Origin of the sequence: Paenibacillus vortex V453 (assembly GCF_000193415.1) — a bacterium.
In the GTDB taxonomy this organism is placed as follows: domain Bacteria; phylum Bacillota; class Bacilli; order Paenibacillales; family Paenibacillaceae; genus Paenibacillus_AQ; species Paenibacillus_AQ glucanolyticus.
In genome coordinates this window covers 18,389-36,194 of sequence record NZ_ADHJ01000038.1, presented here as the reverse complement: position 1 = coordinate 36,194, position 17,806 = coordinate 18,389, and the positions used below count along the sequence as shown (strand labels likewise).

At 48.2% G+C, this 17,806-nt stretch carries 26 protein-coding genes; 25 read left to right on the top strand and 1 reads right to left on the bottom strand.

Features of this window, described 5'->3' with window-relative positions:
* Nucleotides 1-49: 49 nt before the first annotated feature.
* The 12 genes from PVOR_RS21300 to PVOR_RS21245 all read left to right on the top strand — a co-directional run bounded on the left by PVOR_RS21300 (nt 50) and on the right by PVOR_RS21245 (nt 8,185).
* Nucleotides 50-1,141, top strand: coding sequence for a winged helix DNA-binding domain-containing protein (locus tag PVOR_RS21300; protein WP_006211545.1), 1,092 nt, complete (start codon nt 50-52; stop codon nt 1,139-1,141).
* Nucleotides 1,142-1,182: 41 nt separating this feature from the next.
* Entirely contained in the window at nt 1,183-1,626 is a 444-nt protein-coding gene (locus PVOR_RS21295) for a DinB family protein (RefSeq protein ID WP_006211544.1), read from the top strand.
* Nucleotides 1,627-2,010: 384 nt separating this feature from the next.
* Entirely contained in the window at nt 2,011-2,925 is a 915-nt protein-coding gene (locus tag PVOR_RS21290; protein ID WP_006211542.1) for a Gfo/Idh/MocA family protein, read from the top strand.
* 132 nt (nt 2,926-3,057) lie between these two features.
* Nucleotides 3,058-3,534 carry an NUDIX domain-containing protein gene (locus PVOR_RS21285; protein ID WP_006211541.1) on the top strand — a complete coding sequence of 159 codons (477 nt, stop codon included), beginning with the start codon at nt 3,058-3,060 and terminating at the stop codon, nt 3,532-3,534.
* A 24-nt stretch (nt 3,535-3,558) separates the two neighbouring features.
* The gene (locus tag PVOR_RS21280) at nt 3,559-3,972 is read left to right on the top strand and encodes a VanZ family protein (protein WP_006211540.1); all 414 of its coding nucleotides are present in this window, start codon (nt 3,559-3,561) and stop codon (nt 3,970-3,972) included.
* Between the two features lie 260 nt (nt 3,973-4,232).
* Entirely contained in the window at nt 4,233-4,544 is a 312-nt protein-coding gene (locus PVOR_RS21275; RefSeq protein WP_006211539.1) for a hypothetical protein, read from the top strand.
* Nucleotides 4,545-4,580: 36 nt separating this feature from the next.
* The gene (locus tag PVOR_RS21270; protein ID WP_006211537.1) at nt 4,581-4,985 is read left to right on the top strand and encodes an RDD family protein; all 405 of its coding nucleotides are present in this window, start codon (nt 4,581-4,583) and stop codon (nt 4,983-4,985) included.
* Between the two features lie 22 nt (nt 4,986-5,007).
* Complete coding sequence (locus PVOR_RS21265; RefSeq protein WP_006211536.1) at nt 5,008-5,565, top strand: hypothetical protein; 558 nt, start codon at nt 5,008-5,010, stop codon at nt 5,563-5,565.
* A gap of 8 nt (nt 5,566-5,573) precedes the next feature.
* Complete coding sequence (locus tag PVOR_RS21260) at nt 5,574-6,233, top strand: HAD family hydrolase (RefSeq protein WP_006211535.1); 660 nt, start codon at nt 5,574-5,576, stop codon at nt 6,231-6,233.
* Nucleotides 6,234-6,284: 51 nt separating this feature from the next.
* Nucleotides 6,285-6,566: a hypothetical protein gene (locus PVOR_RS21255; RefSeq protein ID WP_036641799.1), complete on the top strand. Its 282-nt coding sequence runs from the start codon at nt 6,285-6,287 to the stop codon at nt 6,564-6,566.
* 64 nt (nt 6,567-6,630) lie between these two features.
* On the top strand, nt 6,631-7,491 hold the full coding sequence (locus PVOR_RS21250; RefSeq protein ID WP_006211533.1) for a Cof-type HAD-IIB family hydrolase: 861 nt from the start codon (nt 6,631-6,633) through the stop codon (nt 7,489-7,491).
* Nucleotides 7,492-7,630: 139 nt separating this feature from the next.
* Complete coding sequence (locus PVOR_RS21245) at nt 7,631-8,185, top strand: GNAT family N-acetyltransferase (protein WP_006211532.1); 555 nt, start codon at nt 7,631-7,633, stop codon at nt 8,183-8,185.
* On the opposite strand, the gene PVOR_RS21240 is transcribed toward PVOR_RS21245, so the two are convergent.
* Entirely contained in the window at nt 8,180-9,046 is an 867-nt protein-coding gene (locus PVOR_RS21240) for a LysR family transcriptional regulator (protein WP_006211531.1), read from the bottom strand. The genes PVOR_RS21245 and PVOR_RS21240 overlap by 6 nt on opposite strands.
* Before the next feature lie 151 nt (nt 9,047-9,197).
* Between PVOR_RS21240 and PVOR_RS21235 the strand changes: the two genes are divergently transcribed.
* The 13 genes from PVOR_RS21235 to PVOR_RS21180 all read left to right on the top strand — a co-directional run bounded on the left by PVOR_RS21235 (nt 9,198) and on the right by PVOR_RS21180 (nt 17,776).
* Nucleotides 9,198-9,545, top strand: coding sequence for a DMT family transporter (locus tag PVOR_RS21235; protein ID WP_006211530.1), 348 nt, complete (start codon nt 9,198-9,200; stop codon nt 9,543-9,545).
* The gene (locus PVOR_RS21230) at nt 9,545-9,859 is read left to right on the top strand and encodes a DMT family transporter (protein ID WP_006211529.1); all 315 of its coding nucleotides are present in this window, start codon (nt 9,545-9,547) and stop codon (nt 9,857-9,859) included. Before PVOR_RS21235 ends, PVOR_RS21230 begins: the two co-directional genes overlap by 1 nt.
* Nucleotides 9,860-10,000: 141 nt before the next feature.
* Nucleotides 10,001-11,695 (top strand): M3 family oligoendopeptidase, encoded by a 1,695-nt coding sequence (locus PVOR_RS21225; protein WP_006211528.1) that lies wholly within the window; start codon nt 10,001-10,003, stop codon nt 11,693-11,695.
* A gap of 147 nt (nt 11,696-11,842) precedes the next feature.
* Nucleotides 11,843-12,388: a GNAT family N-acetyltransferase gene (locus PVOR_RS32135; protein WP_234973044.1), complete on the top strand. Its 546-nt coding sequence runs from the start codon at nt 11,843-11,845 to the stop codon at nt 12,386-12,388.
* Between the two features lie 76 nt (nt 12,389-12,464).
* On the top strand, nt 12,465-12,725 hold the full coding sequence (locus PVOR_RS32130; RefSeq protein ID WP_234973043.1) for a hypothetical protein: 261 nt from the start codon (nt 12,465-12,467) through the stop codon (nt 12,723-12,725).
* Between the two features lie 41 nt (nt 12,726-12,766).
* On the top strand, nt 12,767-13,315 hold the full coding sequence (locus PVOR_RS21215) for an NUDIX hydrolase (protein WP_006211527.1): 549 nt from the start codon (nt 12,767-12,769) through the stop codon (nt 13,313-13,315).
* 164 nt (nt 13,316-13,479) lie between these two features.
* Complete coding sequence (locus PVOR_RS21210; protein WP_006211526.1) at nt 13,480-14,487, top strand: phosphotransferase enzyme family protein; 1,008 nt, start codon at nt 13,480-13,482, stop codon at nt 14,485-14,487.
* Nucleotides 14,488-14,518: 31 nt separating this feature from the next.
* Entirely contained in the window at nt 14,519-14,728 is a 210-nt protein-coding gene (locus PVOR_RS30210; protein ID WP_234973042.1) for a hypothetical protein, read from the top strand.
* Nucleotides 14,729-14,739: 11 nt separating this feature from the next.
* Nucleotides 14,740-15,432 (top strand): cyanophycinase, encoded by a 693-nt coding sequence (locus PVOR_RS21200; RefSeq protein WP_234973041.1) that lies wholly within the window; start codon nt 14,740-14,742, stop codon nt 15,430-15,432.
* A 50-nt stretch (nt 15,433-15,482) separates the two neighbouring features.
* Nucleotides 15,483-15,836, top strand: coding sequence for a DUF952 domain-containing protein (locus tag PVOR_RS21195; protein ID WP_006211523.1), 354 nt, complete (start codon nt 15,483-15,485; stop codon nt 15,834-15,836).
* Nucleotides 15,837-15,881: 45 nt separating this feature from the next.
* Nucleotides 15,882-16,193 (top strand): antibiotic biosynthesis monooxygenase family protein, encoded by a 312-nt coding sequence (locus PVOR_RS21190; protein ID WP_006211522.1) that lies wholly within the window; start codon nt 15,882-15,884, stop codon nt 16,191-16,193.
* Between the two features lie 121 nt (nt 16,194-16,314).
* Nucleotides 16,315-16,842: a DinB family protein gene (locus tag PVOR_RS21185; RefSeq protein WP_006211521.1), complete on the top strand. Its 528-nt coding sequence runs from the start codon at nt 16,315-16,317 to the stop codon at nt 16,840-16,842.
* A 22-nt stretch (nt 16,843-16,864) separates the two neighbouring features.
* Nucleotides 16,865-17,776, top strand: a complete 912-nt coding sequence (locus PVOR_RS21180; protein ID WP_006211520.1) for a phosphotransferase family protein — start codon at nt 16,865-16,867, stop codon at nt 17,774-17,776.
* Nucleotides 17,777-17,806: the final 30 nt, after the last annotated feature.

The following is a 17,806-nucleotide window of genomic DNA, read 5'->3' as shown; positions in this document are numbered from 1 at the left end:
AGAGGTGTTGAGCACGCTGCGATATTCATGATCAGGGGGAGTGGATGGGGTGCCAAGTCAAATCATATCGGATCCAAGGCTGTTCAATCAGCGGATAACAGGCACGAAGTATGAGAGTCCGGAGGCAGCAGTCAGAGGACTCGGGGCTGTGCAGGCACAGGATTATCATCAGGCAGTGTGGGGGATCGGGCTGCGTACGCAATCTGCGAGGCTGTATGATGTGGAGCAGGCGGTGCTGGATCGCAAGATTGTGCTGACCTGGCCGATGCGCGGGACGATATTCTTCGTACCGGCTGAGGATGTTAAATGGATGGTGAAGCTGACAGAATCGCGCCTGTATTCCAATGACCAGAAAAAACAAACGGAGCTTGATCTGGATGCAGCCACCATGAACAAATGTAAAAATGTCCTGTATGAAGCCATGAAGGACTGCACGCCCGTCTCCCGTCCCAGATTGATGGAGCTGCTGGAGGAAGCGGGAATCAGCACAAAGAATGGCCGCGGCTATTATATTCTTGGATATTTGGGGCGAAGCGGCATGATCTGCTTCGGCCCGCTTGAAGGCAAACAGCAAACCTTCGTGCTGCTGGACGAATGGGTACGCAATTCCAGAGAGCTTACATACGAAGAAGCATTGACGGAGCTTGCGCTTCGATATTTTACTGGTCATGGGCCTGCAACGATTCAGGATTTTGCATGGTGGAGCGGTCTGACGCTGACAGAAGCTAGACGGGGCCTGGATATGATTAAACCCGAGCTTCGATCTGTCCATGTGCATGGTACGGAATACTGGGTTTCAGCCTCTGGTCCGCCGGTGTCTGGGGATACCCATTCGGTTGTTCTGCTTCCGGGATTCGATGAATATTACTTGGGTTACAAAGACCGCAGCGCAATCATAGAGACCGAGCACGATCCCAAGATCGCCCCCCATCGCAACGGGGTTTTTCAACCGTTGATGGTCATAGGCGGGGAAATCGTCGGCGTGTGGAAGCGGGAGATCAAACGCAGCGGCATCGAAATCACATTAAACCCGTTCGCATCGATAGGCGATCTGGAAGGGAAGTTCATGGAAGCCGCCAAGGATTATAGCGATTTTATGGGACTGCCGCTTACAAGAACAGAACTGAATCAATCTCTCTAAGCTTGTTGGCTGAGAGGAGTTTTTAAGGAGGAAGAGAAAACATGGAATCGATATTGAAGCTGGACGAATTAATTGCTGACATGACGGAGATTGTAACCGCCACGAGCGAGATGGAATTTAATTTGAAACTCTCGCCTGATAAATGGTCCAAAAAGGAGATCCTGGGCCATTTATGCGACTCGGCGGTTCATAACCATGTTCGGTTCGTGAAAATTTTGCTGTCCGAGTATCCCATTGCCATTCAGGGGTACGCACAGAACGACTGGGTTCAGGTGCACGATTACCAGAATCAGTATGATCCATCGGAAGTTTTGTCGCTGTGGCAGCACCTTAACCGGATGATTCTGCGAGTGATGCGAGCAGCCGAGACCTCCGATTTTCAAAAAAAGTGCGTGCTCCCGGACAAAACGGAGGTTACGCTGGAGTGGTTGTTTAACGATTATGTGGATCATCTGATTCATCATCTGGAACAAATCGAGGCATAACCGCAGCCGCGGGGTTAGCGTGCTCATGATAAATAGAAGGTATCTTGTAAGTTCAGGCGCTGAATTTGCAGCCTTAGGATCTGTTGTTGTTAAGGTTTTGGATTTAGGCATGGAGCGATTGCCCGTTGTTCAATTGCACGAAGCATTTATAGCTCGACCTAAGAAGGCTGTCAACGTCTGTAATCGGACGAGGGCAGTCTGTTTCTATTGGATGCAAGCCTGGATTAAAAGACGAATTAAAGTTGCGTCCGTTAGACAACAGGGGTGATATGATGGAGTGAATGCCTAGGCATATGCTCCAGCGCTGCTGGATCTCGTCCCGTAACACGGGCAATGGCAAGGCTTGCGCATCATATTCAAACTGAAGGTGAGGGAGATAAACTCATGACAGTAAAGATTGGTATGATTGGTTTGGATACATCGCATGTCTCCATTTTCTCGAAAATGCTGTTTGACACAGACCATCCATATTACGTTCCCGGCGCACGGATAACGGCAGCTTTTCCCGGTGGGTCGCCGGACTTTGAGCTTAGCATGAGCCGGGTGGAGGGATATACGAAGGAACTCGCTGCATGGGGAACCGAAATATTGGATCGTCCGGAAGACGTGGCAAAACAAGTCGATGCCGTGATGCTGGTAGCGGTTGACGGAAGGACGCATTTATCCTTGTTTCGTGCGATTGCTCCGTATTGCCGACGGGTATTTATTGACAAACCGTTTGCAGTGACGAGTAAGGATGCCAAGGAGATGATCGAACTGGCCGATCGGTTTCAGGTGACGGTGATGAGCAGCTCGTCCCTTCGGTATGCCCAAGGGCTTCAGGATGAACTGGCCCGTTGCGGGGAAGGGGATATCATCGGGGTAGATTGCGCGGGACCGCTTCCCCTTCAGCCCACACAGCCGGGATTGTTCTGGTATGGCATTCACGCGGCTGAGATGCTGTACAGAGTTCTCGGTACAGGGTGCGAAAGTGTACATACTGCTGCAACGGAGTTCCATGACGTATTAACAGCAGTTTGGAAAGATGGGAGAATCGGGACGATTCGTGGTAATCGTGCAGGCAATGATCGCTTCGGGATCACCATTCATCGTACAGAGGTCAGCAGTTTTGTGGACATCATGGAGCATTCCAAACCGTACTACGCGAGTCTGTTGGACCAGATCATGCAGATGTTCACGACAGGTGTATCGGGTGTTCCCTTATCTGAAACTCTGGAGATCATTCGTTTTCTGGAGGCGGCGAATGTCTCCCGCGAAACCGGAGAAACGGTGAGGCTGGATGGTTATAACATGGCGTAACATAGGCATGACATATGTCGATGTCCGTTCGTGTACTTTCCAGTAGAACCTATTCCTATTCGGTACCGCTAATTGTATGATGGACAGACCAAGGGCGTTTGCCCCAAGTTTTTAGCAGAGAGAGGTGGATACGTGACATATCATATCCGGGTGAGACCGACGGCCCTGGTCTTTCAGGACGAGCAGATTCTATTGGTTGAATATGATGACGAGAACGGAGTCCATTATAATTTGCCCGGGGGAGGAGCCGAGCCGGGAGAGTCGATTGTGGAAGGCGCCTTGAGAGAATTGTACGAGGAAACCATGTTGGAAGCTGAGGCAGGACCTGTCGCGTTTGTGTATGAAAATGCCCCGCATAAGCAAGTACGCCATAACATATCGGATATTCATACGTTGTATATCGTTTTTGAATGTTATCCGCTAGAGGGGGCGTTCCCTAAACTTCCACCTACGCCGGATCCGAATCAATCCGATGTGAAATGGATACCGCTTAGCCAGCTTGACGGCATTATTTTATATCCTAATATCAGGAATCACATCAAGCAGTACGCTCAGGAGCGTAGAAATATCGAGATCATTGAGGATTATATGTTGGATAAATATGTATGAGCCAGACGAACCGGGAGAACGTAAATGAAATCACCTTATAAAATGATCGCCTTGATCCTTCTAATCGGATACACCATTTTGCTGGGTTATTGGATGCTCTGGGGCTTCGGCCGGACCGTACGTCATGAATACAGCTATAATCTTGTTCCGTTCTCGACGATGGTCACCTATTTTCCTGTTCGCTCGATGAGCTCGATCATTAATATTATGGGGAATATCGCTGTGTTTGTGCCTTTTGGCGTGCTGCTCCCGCTCCTGTTTCGGCTTCGTTATCTGAAGATGCTGGGTGTCTTTGTAATCGGGTTGTTCCTGCTCGAAATGGCACAGCTGATCACACGGAGAGGGAGCTTCGATGTCGATGATTTTATCTTGAATTCGCTAGGGGCTACGATTGGTTACGGGCTGCTGCGTATCAGTATGAAATGGAGAGCCAGGTAGCGGCAGATAGAAAACCCGATCGTTTATGATAAGGAGCAGAACGGCTTCACTACGGTGATTGTTCGATGAGAAGCTGGAGTTTACAATGATATCAGGGATTGGGAAAATATGTGCGGGAAGGTAAGGCATCCGTGAGAGATTCTGTGTTCAGCAAGCTGACTGAGGCATAAAGTGTACATAGGACTTAAAGGATGGTGTAGAGAGCTTTTTTATCAAGCTTGGAGAGCAGGCCAGTGATCATAAGGAAGGACTGAACACCTATGAATCATAAAACGATGGGCATGATATTTATCTGCATATCCGTCTTTTTGTATGGAACCCGGTATATCGCAGCTGCCATATTCGGATCGAATGTCTCGTCATGGAACAAAGAGATGTATGAGGCGATGTTAAGTTATGTAGGAAGAGGACCGTTGATATTGAGTATAATTAGCCTGACCATCGGTATTTTGTGTTTCATGGGGCCTACGATTCGTCGATGGCACGAGCAGGATCTCAGAAAAATCAAGAGCAACTGGAGAGAATTTGATCAGCCTAATGATAAACGAAGGGTGCAAAAAATAAAGCGTTGAGTTGTTTGAGGTTCTTAACGTTGAGGGGGGAATGGGATGAACGACAACCAAGTGGCTGGCTTTTGGATCCGACTTGGCGCAAATATTCTGGATGGATTGATTATTGGACTTCCTTTATCCATCATTGCAGGCATAATCACAGGGGATTATGAGAATGAGCCGATCAGTAATTTGATTTATGCTCTATACGGCCTTCTAGTGCCGGTGTATTGGAATGGTTATACCATTGGGAAGCGCATATGCCGCATTCGCATTCGAAAGTTCGATTTTCTTGAGCCGCCGGGCATTGGAACGATGCTGCTCCGAAACCTCGTAGCAGGAATCGTGTATGCGTTAACGCTTGGCATCGGAATCATTGTGAGCATTTTCATGGTGGCATTGCGTGAGGATAAGCGTTCCCTTCATGATTTTATTGCGGGTACGGAAGTTGTACACGACTAGGGAAACAGGGAGATTATGAACCATGCGAGTAGGGATTAACAGCAGGTTGATGTTTGCGCTGCTTGTAGCCATGACGTTGTCTTCGGGATGTTATGATCAGAGGTCGGGCGAGTCATTTTATACAGAAAGCGTGAGCGAAGAAGAACGTCCGGGACAAGAAGCAGATTATCGGGAAGTTCCGTACTCTCAGCTCTTATACTCCAAAACCGCCCCAGACTTTACGTGGGAGTATCGGACAGAAGAGCACCTTGATCCGGAAATTGAGAAGCTTTACGAGGATGGAATTCATCTGGCTCCCGGAGGATGGGTACTCAAGGAAACGGATGAGGAATTCTATATGTTGATTAGCGGGGGATTCCTTCCGACGTCCAAAGGGTTTCGGATTACGTCGATTCAGATGGCTGGCGAACAGAAAGGGAACGATAAGAATCACCTTTATATCACTTTGGAACCTCATCAGGGCGATGGCACGAAGGATTACCCCGGCGATGCCAGCATTACGTCTCTGATCAGCATCCCCAAATCAGGACTGCCCGCAGGGGCTGCGATTGATGGAGTTTCCATGAATGGGGTTGAGTAGATATCGAAATGATGATCAAAGGCATTGTGTTTGATATGGATAATACGCTGCTGCATTCAAGCATTGATTTTGGAGCCATGAAACGTGAGATCTATACATTTTTATGCGACCACCGATTGTTGCCCGCAGGTCTTAGCTTGGACCTCCACACAACCTCTACCGTCATTGCAGAAGCCATGAACACGGGTTTACTGTCGGAAGAGCTGAGTAGCGAAATGTGGGATATTGCGAAAAAACATGAAATCCAAGGGATGATCGGAGCCCATCTTGAGGAAGGGTCCATGGAGCTCATCCAGCAGCTGCACGGGCAGCTGCACCTGGTCATTGTGACCAATAACGCTTTAGAAGCGGCGATGTCGGCACTGAACGAGAACGGGGTCGCTCATTATTTCGATCTTATTATCGGCAGAGAAGCCATGGGCTCATTGAAGCCTGCACCGGACGGTTATCTGCAGGTACTAAAGCATTTTTCGCATACGTCGCCTAAGGAATGGCTGTCTGTGGGAGATGCATGGGTTGACGGCAAGGCTTCCGAGAGTGCTGGAATGCCGTTCATTGCTTATCGTGGAGACGGAGCGAAAATGAACAGCATGGATGTTGCTCCGTTTGCGCAAATTCAGGATATACGGGAAGTTCTCGGTTTTCTTCAGCCGCTAGGAAAGGATTGAGGTCATTCGCAGGGCAGGCATTCTGTCAGGTATGTTGACCGAGGTTACGTGATGAGAAGATATGTATCCCACTTGTCTCTTGTTTTATTTGTCTGCATTACGCTGTTCACGTTGTACAGCTTCCTGTTTCCGTTTGTGGCGGGCAGTCCGTTTCAGGGACTCTGGTTCGCTGCGATTCTTCTGTTGTCGCCCGTAGGTATCCTGCTGGCGCTTGTAAGCAAATATCGCGGCAGTCTCTCGCGAATCGGTATCACAGCCATTGCTGGACATTCGATGTTATTGTTATTTCTGGTTCTTTATATGACACTGGGTTATCTGATCCTTGGGGTCTAAATCATATTAATATGAAGCAATTTATCTGTACCCAACAGTACGGGGAAGGAGGCAGGGCTTCTACATGAAGAACAAAGTTTATATTACCGATCTGGACGGAACGCTGCTGCGATCGGATCAGAGACTCTCGTCCTACACAACGGAGGTTATCTCCAGTGCGCTGGAGCAGGATATGGTCGTTACGTTTGCGACAGCTCGCGGATATATTAGCGCTTTAAGCGTTGTCTCGGACATCACTTGGAGATACCCCTCGATTCTGTATAACGGTGCATTGATATACGACGGCTTGACCCGTTCCGTTATAGATGGATACTGGCTGGAGCGGGATATCTCGAATGAGATTATCGACGTTGGGAGGAAGTATGGCATTACTCCTTACTATTTTTCATTGGATGTGGACCATCAGGAGCGTGTTCTGCATGAGTCGCTGCAAAGAGAGGGAGAGAAGGCTTTTTTCCATAGTCGTCCCCATGATCCGAGGTTCATGGAAGTGAAGTTCTTGATTTGCCCCTCGGATTACCGCACATTAGCTCTTACATACATCGGATTACATGAGGAATTGGAGCCGATCAGGCACGAGGTCACGGAATTATTCGGGGATGTGATTCACGCGCATATGATGCCCGATTACTATATCCCGAACCATTATTTTCTGGAATTCAGCCATGCCAAAGCGAACAAAAGAGACGGGCTTCAATTATGGTCCTCCCATATGGGCATCGATCTGGAGAACACGGTGGTGTTCGGCGACCACATCAATGATGTAGGGCTGTTCGAAGCCGGAGGCACCCGGATTGCGGTGCGGAATGCGCATGAGAGCATTCAGCGGCTGGCCGACCATATCATCGACTCGAATGAGCTTGATGGCGTGGCGCGTTATATCCAGCAGCAGATGGAGATGTCGATTACAGAGACCATTCTCTAAAGAACACATGCAACCATCGGATAATGGGTCAGATACAGATGGCCGAAGTATTCAGAACAGGGTTAGAATATGAACTTTCTGGGGGCGAATAATGAGAATGAATCTAGCAGAAGAAATCTATTGATCTGGAGGTGGGCTTATGAAAAAGATTGAAGATGTTTTTGATCCATTCCCTATTCTGGAGACGGCAAGAACCTTGTTAAGACCCATTACCCAAAGGGACCTGATGGATATTTACAGATACTGCTCCGTGCCTGAGGTATCCAGACATACCTTATGGAATACGCATCAATCGACAGATGACACCCAGCGGTTCTTGGAGTTTGTGCAGCAGCGATATACCTTGCAGAAGGTCGGGCCGTGGGGGATTGAACACAAGGGGACCGGCGTTATCATCGGAACCTGCAGTTTCATTGAATGGGATAATGATCATCGCAAGGCGGAGCTCGGGTATGTATTGTCCAATCAATTCTGGAACCAGGGAATCATGACGGAAGTGATCGAGCGGGTCATTACATTCGGGTTCGACCAATTGCAGCTGGTTCGTATTGAGGCCAAATGCCACCCGGATAATACAGGTTCCTATAGGGTGATGGAGAAGACTGGGATGAAGCTGGAAGGGAGGCTCCGCCATTATCTCAAGGTGAAGGGGCGCTATGAGGATATTCTGGTTTACTCCATTATTCGGTTATAAATGCTCCTTTATTTCAAAATTGACCTTGACCAGCTCGGCAAAAGCGGAAAAAGCCTTGTTCCTGAACCGGTCGTTCCGCCGAATCAGGCTTGTTGTGCTATGACGATAGGCCTCCGGTATGGAATAGCTGCCCATATTCGCACATTCTCCGCTCAGTACGGAGCTTGGCAGCAATGTAGCGGCAAGACCTGAACGCACGATACCGAGCTGAGTTTCGAGCGACGACACTTCGATCATCCTGGTAAGCGGAATGCCTTCACTTAACAGCCATTTTTCAAGGGTGCTTCGAAACGGACATCCCGACGGGGCGACGGCCCATTTTGTTGTGGCAAGATCGGGAAATGGCTGCTCCTTCGATTTCGTTAACAGCTTGACCTCGTCCTGATCCACATATTCGGCAACGACTTTCGGCGGCAGACTTCCTGTTACAAAGGCCCCGTCCAGCTGGTAGTTCAGCACTTGAGAGATTAGCTCGGCTGAGCTTCCCGTCAATAACGAAAGCGAGACGTCCGGGTACATATTTTGATAGTCCGACAAGGATTGTATGAAGTACCCGCAATGAACCGTATCCACAACGCCAATGGTTAAGCAGCCGCTGGGATACGGTGTTTCCTGTACCGATCGAATGGCTTCCTCCGACAAATTGAGAATGGAGTACGCATAATCCCTGAGCGTGGCCCCCTTCTCGGTCAACGTCACGCCGTTGGAGTGCCGGTTGAACAAGGGGAGACCCAGTTCATTCTCAAGCTTTTTGATCCGGGCCGTCACATTGGACTGCACATATCCGAGCTGCTCAGCAGCACGGGTGATGTTCCCCTCCTCGGCAATCCTTAGAAAAACCTTCAAATCCGTAAGCTCCATACAGCTGCCGCCTCTCCATCCTTCGGACATCACTAATAATGATGACAACATTATTAATTATCATTATACGGTATGTCGATTTTAGATTACAATCACAACTGCGAATCAATAAGGTTCACGATTATAAGAGCAGAAAGGAAGTGGTTGCAGGATGAAGAAGGAATGGTGGCTTTTATTGTTGGCGGGGGCGCTGGAAGTGGTATGGGTATCCGGCTTGAAGCATTCCGATGTCTGGTGGCAGTGGCTCATTACCATTGTCTCGATTTTATTCAGCTTTAAAGTTTTTTTGGATTCTGCGGCGAAGCTGCCCATTGGCACGGTGTACGTTATATTCACGGGTCTTGGGACGGCCGGAACGGTGCTGGTGGAGATTCTGGTTTTTGGAGAGCAGGCAAACCCGGTCAAACTTCTGCTGATTGGCATGTTGGCTGCGGGTGTGCTCGGGCTTAAACTCGTTACGAAGGAAACGGATAGTCAGGCGAAGGAGAGTGGTTTGTGATGGAATGGATCGCTCTGATCGCCGCGGGGTTGTGCGAAGTGCTGGGTGTCATTGCATTGAGACGTGTGGCCTTGCTTCGCAGCTTCGGCTCCTATTTGTTTCTGACCTGTTCGCTTGGATCGAGTTTCTTGCTGCTGACGTATGCGATGAATTTTATCTCCATGGGAACCGCCTACGCCATCTGGACAGGAATGGGAACGGCGGGAAGCACACTGCTGGGGATGTTCGCATTTGGAGAACCGAAGGAATGGCGGCGCGTATTCTTCATTAGTTTAATTCTGGCTTCAGTCATCGGTCTTAAGATGATAACGTGACGTCGCAATCGAACAGAAATTCGAAAGCTTGTGAAGGATATTGAGATTCGCATATAGAATTTACATAGAGTTTGGTGTTATGAAATCATTCCATCTGACGCCACGATGCATTTTTTATCATTGAAAGGACAGGTGTATCCTATGAAATTCAGCGAATATCGCTATGAACGTCCCGATGTAAAAGCTTTTGAGCAAAAGTTTAAAGAACAACTCAACGCCTTTACTTCAGCAAGCACGTATGAAGAGCAGGATCAGGCGATGACCCGCATCAATAAACTCCGCAGTGAGATGGATACACTCGGTCAGCTTGTGAGTATTCGTCACTCGATTGATACAAACGATGAGTTCTATAAGGCTGAACAGGATTTCTTTGACGAGAACGGACCGGTGATTCAGGAATACATAACGGATTATTACCGCGCTCTCGTGGATTCGAAATTCAGAACCGAGCTTGAGGATAAATGGGGCCGGCAGCTGTTCCAGCTTGCAGAGCTATCACTCAAAACCTTCAGTCCCGAGATTATTGAGGATTTGCAGCAGGAGAATAAACTGACCACCGAATACTCGAAGCTGATCGCTTCTGCCAAAATCCAATTTGAAGGCGAGGAGCGTACGCTACCGCAATTGACGCCTTTCCAGCAATCCAAGGACCGCGATATGCGCAAACGCGCCATGGAGGCTTCCAGCGGCTTTATGGCCGAGAATGAAGCAACTTTCGACCGCATTTATGATGATCTGGTAAAAGTGAGAACCAAGATGGCCAAGAAGCTGGGTTTCAACAATTATGTTGAGCTTGGTTATGCGCGCATGGCACGCACGGATTACAACGCAGAGATGGTTGCTAATTTCCGCAGCCAGGTGCTGGAGCATATCGTTCCGGTTGCATCCAAGCTGAAGGAACGTCAGCAGAATCGTATCGATGTGGACCAGTTGCTGTATTATGATGAGAACTTTGCATTCAAATCGGGGAACGCAACACCGAAGGGTGATCCAGACTGGATCGTGAGCAACGGAGCGAAGATGTATGAGGAGTTGTCACCGGAAACCCATGAGTTCTTCACCTTCATGCAGGAGAACGGTCTGATGGATCTGGTAGCCAAAAAAGGCAAGCAGGGCGGCGGTTACTGTACCTATATCAGCGAGTACGGCGCACCTTTTATTTTCTCCAACTTCAACGGTACGTCCGGTGATATTGATGTGTTGACACACGAAGCTGGTCATGCCTTCCAAGTATACGAGAGCAGAGGTTTCGAGGTTCCGGAGTATGGATTCCCAACGTATGAAGCATGCGAAATTCATTCCATGAGCATGGAGTTCTTCACATGGCCTTGGATGGACCGTTTCTTCGAAGATGAAGCGGACAAATACCGTTTCGACCATCTCGCAAGCGGGCTGATCTTCATTCCTTACGGAGTAACGGTTGATGAATTCCAGCATTTCGTTTATGAGAATCCGGATGCAACGCCGGCTGAGCGGAAACAGGCATGGCGTGAGATTGAGCGGAAGTATTTGCCGCACCGGAACTACGATGACAACACGTACCTGGAGCAAGGCGGTTTCTGGCATAAACAGGGTCATATTTTTAGTTCGCCGTTTTATTATATCGATTACACGCTGGCTCAAATCTGCGCTTTCCAATTCTGGAAGAAGATGCACGAAGATCGATCGGCCGCATGGGCAGATTATCTGCACCTCTGCCGTCAAGGCGGAAGCAAGTCCTTCGTCGAATTGGTGAAGGTAGCCGGCTTGATCTCGCCGTTCGAGGATGGCTGCGTCACTTCCGTCATTGGCAGCATTAATGCGTGGCTTGACAGCGTAGACGATGCAGCTCTTTAAATCGTAAATAAGCAGTGACAACGCATGCAGGGGGACACTATTGAGTTACAGCTCAGGTGCTCTTCCTGCATGTTTTTAAATGGAATGAAATTTTGCGTCTGAACCGTTTCGCATTATCCATGCCTATGGAGCAGGAGGAAATAAACCATGATTACCTATAAACCCCTTAGCGAGCTTCCGATTCGGGATGCCTCGGAGCTATGGAACCAATCGTTTGAAGGATACATCGTGAATGCCTCGATGCCGCTGGAGCGTTTCATTGCTCGAATCGGAAATGATGGCTTAAGTTTGGAGGAATCTCTCGCTTGTTATGTGGATGGGGCTGCGGCAGGCATCGTCATGAACAGCTTCCGGGAGTATGATGGCGTTAAGCTTGCACGTAACAGCGGTACCGCCATCGCTCCGGATTTTCGGGGCAAAGGGCTCGGCAAATCCATGATGGAGAAAAACTCGGAGCTTTACGAGAAGCAAGGCATACATCGTGCCTATCTAGAGGCTATCAGCACGAATACAGCAGCGATCCGACTCTATCAAAGTGTCGGATATGTAATCATTGACCGGCTGCTTATCATGTCGAATGAGCAGTCGCTTGAGGAGCTTAATGTTCAGAATGCAGCTTCAACATATACTTTGGTCAGAGGCCAGGCCGCTGAGGTCGCCTCCGCCGCCTTCTATCTGCCCGGCGAAGTCTAGGCAGACAGACGCCTCCAATATTAGGGATGGTGAGTGTGTTTTTGTATATAAGGAAGAAAAGCTCGCGGGTTACGGATTGTTTAAGCGAGTGTTTGACGCTGCCGGAAGTTTGACTGCAATCACACTATTTCGCTGTGAGGCAGCTCCCGGACATCCTGACGCAAAAGGGGTCCTTAAGAGGGCAGTGCTTGAGATCATGCAGCCTGGACATGCCTGCAAGCGATCCGCGTTCAATATCCGGGCCTCCCATAAGGAACTGGTGGAAGTTCTGACGGAGCTTGGATTTAACGCTGGAATGGAGCAAGTGCTCATGGTTCGCGAGTATAACGTGGAGTAAAGCAAGCATGAATTTTAGCATAGAGCGAAAGGGAACAGCGCATGAGAATAAATACGGATTTAAGCTCCTATCGGGCGTTATCGAATGATATCCATTGGGGTGTTGTGAAGGCCAGGTTTGATTTAGACGAAGATATTGATGAGTCGAAGGTGAGCAATGTCACGATTATTCCGTTTACCGGAAATCGCTGCGTTGTCTTTCAAGTGGCGGATGGAAGCTGGGAGCTTCCAGGAGGTACGCTGGAGCCCGGGGAGCGATATTTGGACGCGCTGCGACGGGAGGTGAGGGAGGAGCTTGGTGCAGAACTGGAGTCGTACCGAGTCTTCGGCCAGTTTCGTTGTGAATCCAGTTGCAAGACCCCGTACCGTCCGCATATCCCTCACCCGCGCTTTGTCAGATTGGTTGGCTACGGGGATGTATGCATCGTCGGGGAACCGCTGAATCCTGAAGACGGCGAGCAGGTGATCGCTGTGGAGGCGGTCGAATTGGATGTGGCGGTTCAAAGATTTGAAGAAACGGGCAGGCAGGATATTGCGGACCTGTATAAGCTGGCTTATGCCATAAGACAACAAGACCTCTCGGGTAGATAAACCTATAATATCTTGAGCATGGGAATGGGAGGAACGAAGTAAGGCCATGTGTCGGATAACAATCAGGCATACCAGGATTATTGCAGAGTGAAGCCATGAATGAAGACGGGGTTTATGAGATTGATCCTAAAGGCCATGTTCTGGACAATAAAGAGGTGTAGACAATGGAGCACTTATTTCAAGAGCTGCTGCAGCATTATTTTAATGAGCCTGTGCATTCTATGGGCAATGTGCCATTTGGCATGACGAATGACTCCAGAATTGTTGTACTGAACCAAAGCAAATATGTTGCAAGAATATATAATCGTCATACTAAAAATGAAGAAAGATTACAGTTTGAGGTGGAATTAACAGCTTATTTGGAACATTGCTCTTTATCGTTTGGTGTTCCAGGGTTCCTCTCGAGCAAGGATGGCTCGAAGTATGTTATTCTGTCGGATGGTTCTTTAGGCTCCATAACCCGGTTTATTGAGGGTGAGGTTCCAGATTTATTAAGAAATTCGGATGTGCTTAGTTATGGACAGACGGTTGGAGAAATTTCGTATGCCCTTCAGCAATTCTCATCGGTACCCGTTGATTCGGTTCGTCCTACTATCGCATTTCATGATCCTTACAGCCTTCATCCGCTGTCGTATCAGAAGAGCATCCATGAATTTCTGTCCAGTCCTCCCTTTGCAATTGATGCCGATCAGATTGCTATTATCCAGGCGTATTACCAGAATATTTACAGGCACGCGCCTGAACTCAATCTTCTGCCTAAACAAATTGTCCACCATGATATTCTCATCTTTAATCTCTTGATCGAGCCTCAATTCAGGAAGATCAGCGGGGTATTGGATTTTGATTTTGCCGCTAACGATATTCGTATTTGGGAACTAACGATCTGTTTAAATCATCTCCTTCAATTTGAAGACCAAACTTTTGAGAAGATAGAGCTGTTTTTGGATGAATATCGAAAATATATGACATTAACCCCTGCAGAGATTCAGTGGATTCCGTATGTTATGCAGATATATTACGTATCACTATTAAGCATCTATATTGGACAACATTATGCCGGCCGGAGCATCGCCCCTTATTTTCGGTTGATGTTGAAGCAGCTTTTGAAGAGAAGAGAGTGGCTGGAATATAACCAGCATGCCTTTTCCGATTTGTTGCACTCGAAATTCTAATGTCCCAATCAACTTCTAGGATGTGAATGCTGTGAGATTACCTTATAAAATAGGATATGCCGTCACGATGGTATGGCTGGTTTGGATTGTGTACGGTTATATGAATTACGATAGTATAACTGATCGCGATCTGCTTCCCATAGTATTATGGAGTGCTGTGTTAGGCATCATCATCCTACCGATTTATTTTATCTCGGTGCTGCTGTACTATGTTTACAAGCGAGCACAGAAAAAGGAATAGAGAGGGGTGTTATGATGAGAGAACGATATGTATATCTGCTCGGAGGGAACTCCTTCCAAGCAGAGGCGAACAGACAGTTCATAGAGCAAGCGGGAGGTTCCGACGCCACGATTGCCTTATGCATCATGAACAGACCGGGCTGGGAGGAATATGTTCCACTGTTTCAACAGATGTGGAGGGAGTCGGGTGCTCACGATGTACAGGTGATCGTTCCTGATGCGGAAGGGCATTTGGATATGGAGCACGCGGAGCAGGTCCTTTCTCGCGCCACGGGAATTTTTATCGGTGGGGGAAATACGGAGAAATACCATCGCTACTATGCGACGGGTGCCTTCAAAGACCTGTTGATCGACCGATATAAAAACGGGGTTCCGATTGCAGGGAATTCGGCAGGCGCCTTAATTCTTCCCGAGATTTGCCTCATTTCCCCACTTGATAATGAGCAGAGCGTAATGCTGTTTAAACAGGGCGTAGGCCTGCTCTCCGATGTATTGATCAGCGTTCATTATACGGAGTGGGGCGATCAGACTAATCTGCTAGAGGGTATGAAGGCGAAAAAAGTACAGCGTGGTCTCGGCATTGATGAGCAAGCATGCGCGGTGTTCATTAACGAGCGGCTGGCATCCTCATTAGGCGAATCCGTCCATATGGTAACCATCCAGGATGTTGAGCAGGATGAATATATAGCGAAGGAAACATCGTGAATGATGATGTGTCAAGATATACGAAAAGATGGACAGGGGGACTGGATGGAATGATCTATCATATTATTTCGATGGAAGCATGGACGGAAGCACAGCAGCAAGGAGTATACGAGCCGCACAGTTTACATACAGATCAATTTATTCATTGCTCAACAGAGGAGCAAGTCAGCGGAGTAGCCAACACGCTCTATAAGGGAACAGCGGGTCTATTCGTTCTGGGCATTCAAGAAGATGATGTGGATGCTGAGATTGTATACGAGGACTTGTATGGACTGCATCAGTTGTTCCCGCATATCTATGGAAGGCTGAACCTGAACGCAGTTCATAAGGTATATCGTTTGGAAGCTGACGAGAATGGGGTATTTGCGTTTCAAGCTTCTGCTGATTTCGAATATCAGGGATAAAGCAACTAGAAACCAGCTAACCCATTATGACCAAGGAGGAATTCTATGATACTTGAAGTGGCGATACTGCAGGTGAGAACAGGGCTAACGGATGATTTTGAACGTAATTTCGAGTTGGCGTCAGGGATCATCTCTAAGATGAAGGGTTATGTCCATCATGACTTGAAACGGTGTCTGGAAGATGATCATAAGTATATTCTATTGGTAAAATGGGAGACGCTGGAGGACCATACGACAGGTTTCAGAGGATCAGCTGAATATCAGGAATGGAAAAATCTCCTGCATCACTTCTACGATCCGTTCCCTGTTGTTGAACATATAGTACATACCTGCTACATGATGAAGCGATATTCATAAATTCCTTCACTTGTTTAGCTGTATTCGGTGCTTCTTGGAATATTCTCGGGACAAGTGATGCAGCGGCAGCGCTCTGTGTTTATATAGAGGGATAGTGAATGAGTTGGAGGAGATATTGATAGTGAATTTTCAGGATATTGTACCTTTTATGGATCAGGTTCGGCAGAAATTAATGATGGTGCTGGGGTCTTTCGGAGCGGATGAGAAGGAGCTACGTGAAGTTCCTGACGGTTGGAGCGTAACCGAGGTGGTGGAGCATTTGGGCAAGCTTGAAGGAATGATTCAGTATCAGCTTCGGCAGATGCTGGAGAAGGAGCCTGCTCTGCCCTCGGAGCCATGGGATGAGAAGCTGACGGATGTAAGCGAAGTGCTGCAAAACAGCGGCATCATCGGCAAAAAGATAGAAGCGCCTAAAGCAGCCGTGCCTAGCGGTACATTGTCCTATGAAGAAGCGATGGATAAGCTGAATCAGGTCCGGGACACAACGAAGGAGATCATTGCGAGACTGGCCGAGCGGAATACCAATGACCTGCGTTACCCGCATCCCTTCGGTTTCGAGATGAACGCGAATCAGTGGGCCCATTTTATCGCAATCCATGAAACTCTTCACATCAGACAACTGGGACGGATTCGGGAAGCGAACAAGTAACCCATCGAGGCAGGTGTTTGAGATGAATTTGGAAGAGCTTATGGCGAACCTTTATGGCCGCCGACCGTTAAGAATGAAACTCATGTCATTCGGTCACACCAACCAGGTGTACAGCGTGACTTTTCCACACGAACAAATTATGCTTAGAACCAATCACAAGCCCGGAATTCTGGAGTTTACAGCGAAGAATATGGAGATTCTCTCCTCTTTGGGCTTACCGGTACCGAAAGTCATTCATCATGATGTCTCTCTTGAGAAGGTGCCGTACGCCTATATGATACTGGAACGCTTTCCCGGTCAGGATCTGCGCTATGAGCTGGAGGGAATGACACATGAACAATTGGCCGTTCTCGCAGGCCAAATCATTTCATATGAGCGCAAGGTAGCCGAGCTTCCCAAGGGCAAGGGATTTGGATGGGTTCCCATCGGTGAGCAGGGTCCATTTTCATCATGGGCACAGATCATTGAGCGCAATCTTGAGAATCGTTTGGGGAATATAACCGATGATGTGTCATCAGAGGCCGTTAACCAACTCCAGGTAATAAAACAGCATTACGAGCCTTATCTCAACCAGGTGGAGCCGGTCTGTTTTCTGGATGATCTCACGATTAAGAACGTGATCGTACATGAGGGCAAGCTGCAGGGCATCGTGGATTTCGATTGGGTATGTTACGGAGATCCGCTGTACATGATTGCTCTCACGCAAACAGCGGTTGTCTCTGACATTGGAGATCAGGGTATGCCTTATGTGGAGGAGCTGTGCAGGCAGTGGGGAGCGGATCAGGAGTTGCGGGAGCTGATTGATTTCTATTCCGTCATACATGCCCTGCAATTTATCGGTTTCCATAAGAGGGAGAAGAATGATGTCTGTATGCAGCGAGTGTTGTCATTCATAATTGATAAAATAAACAGCCATACGAACAGAACCGCATGAGCGTGAAGAAGCCCATGCGGTTCTTGTATT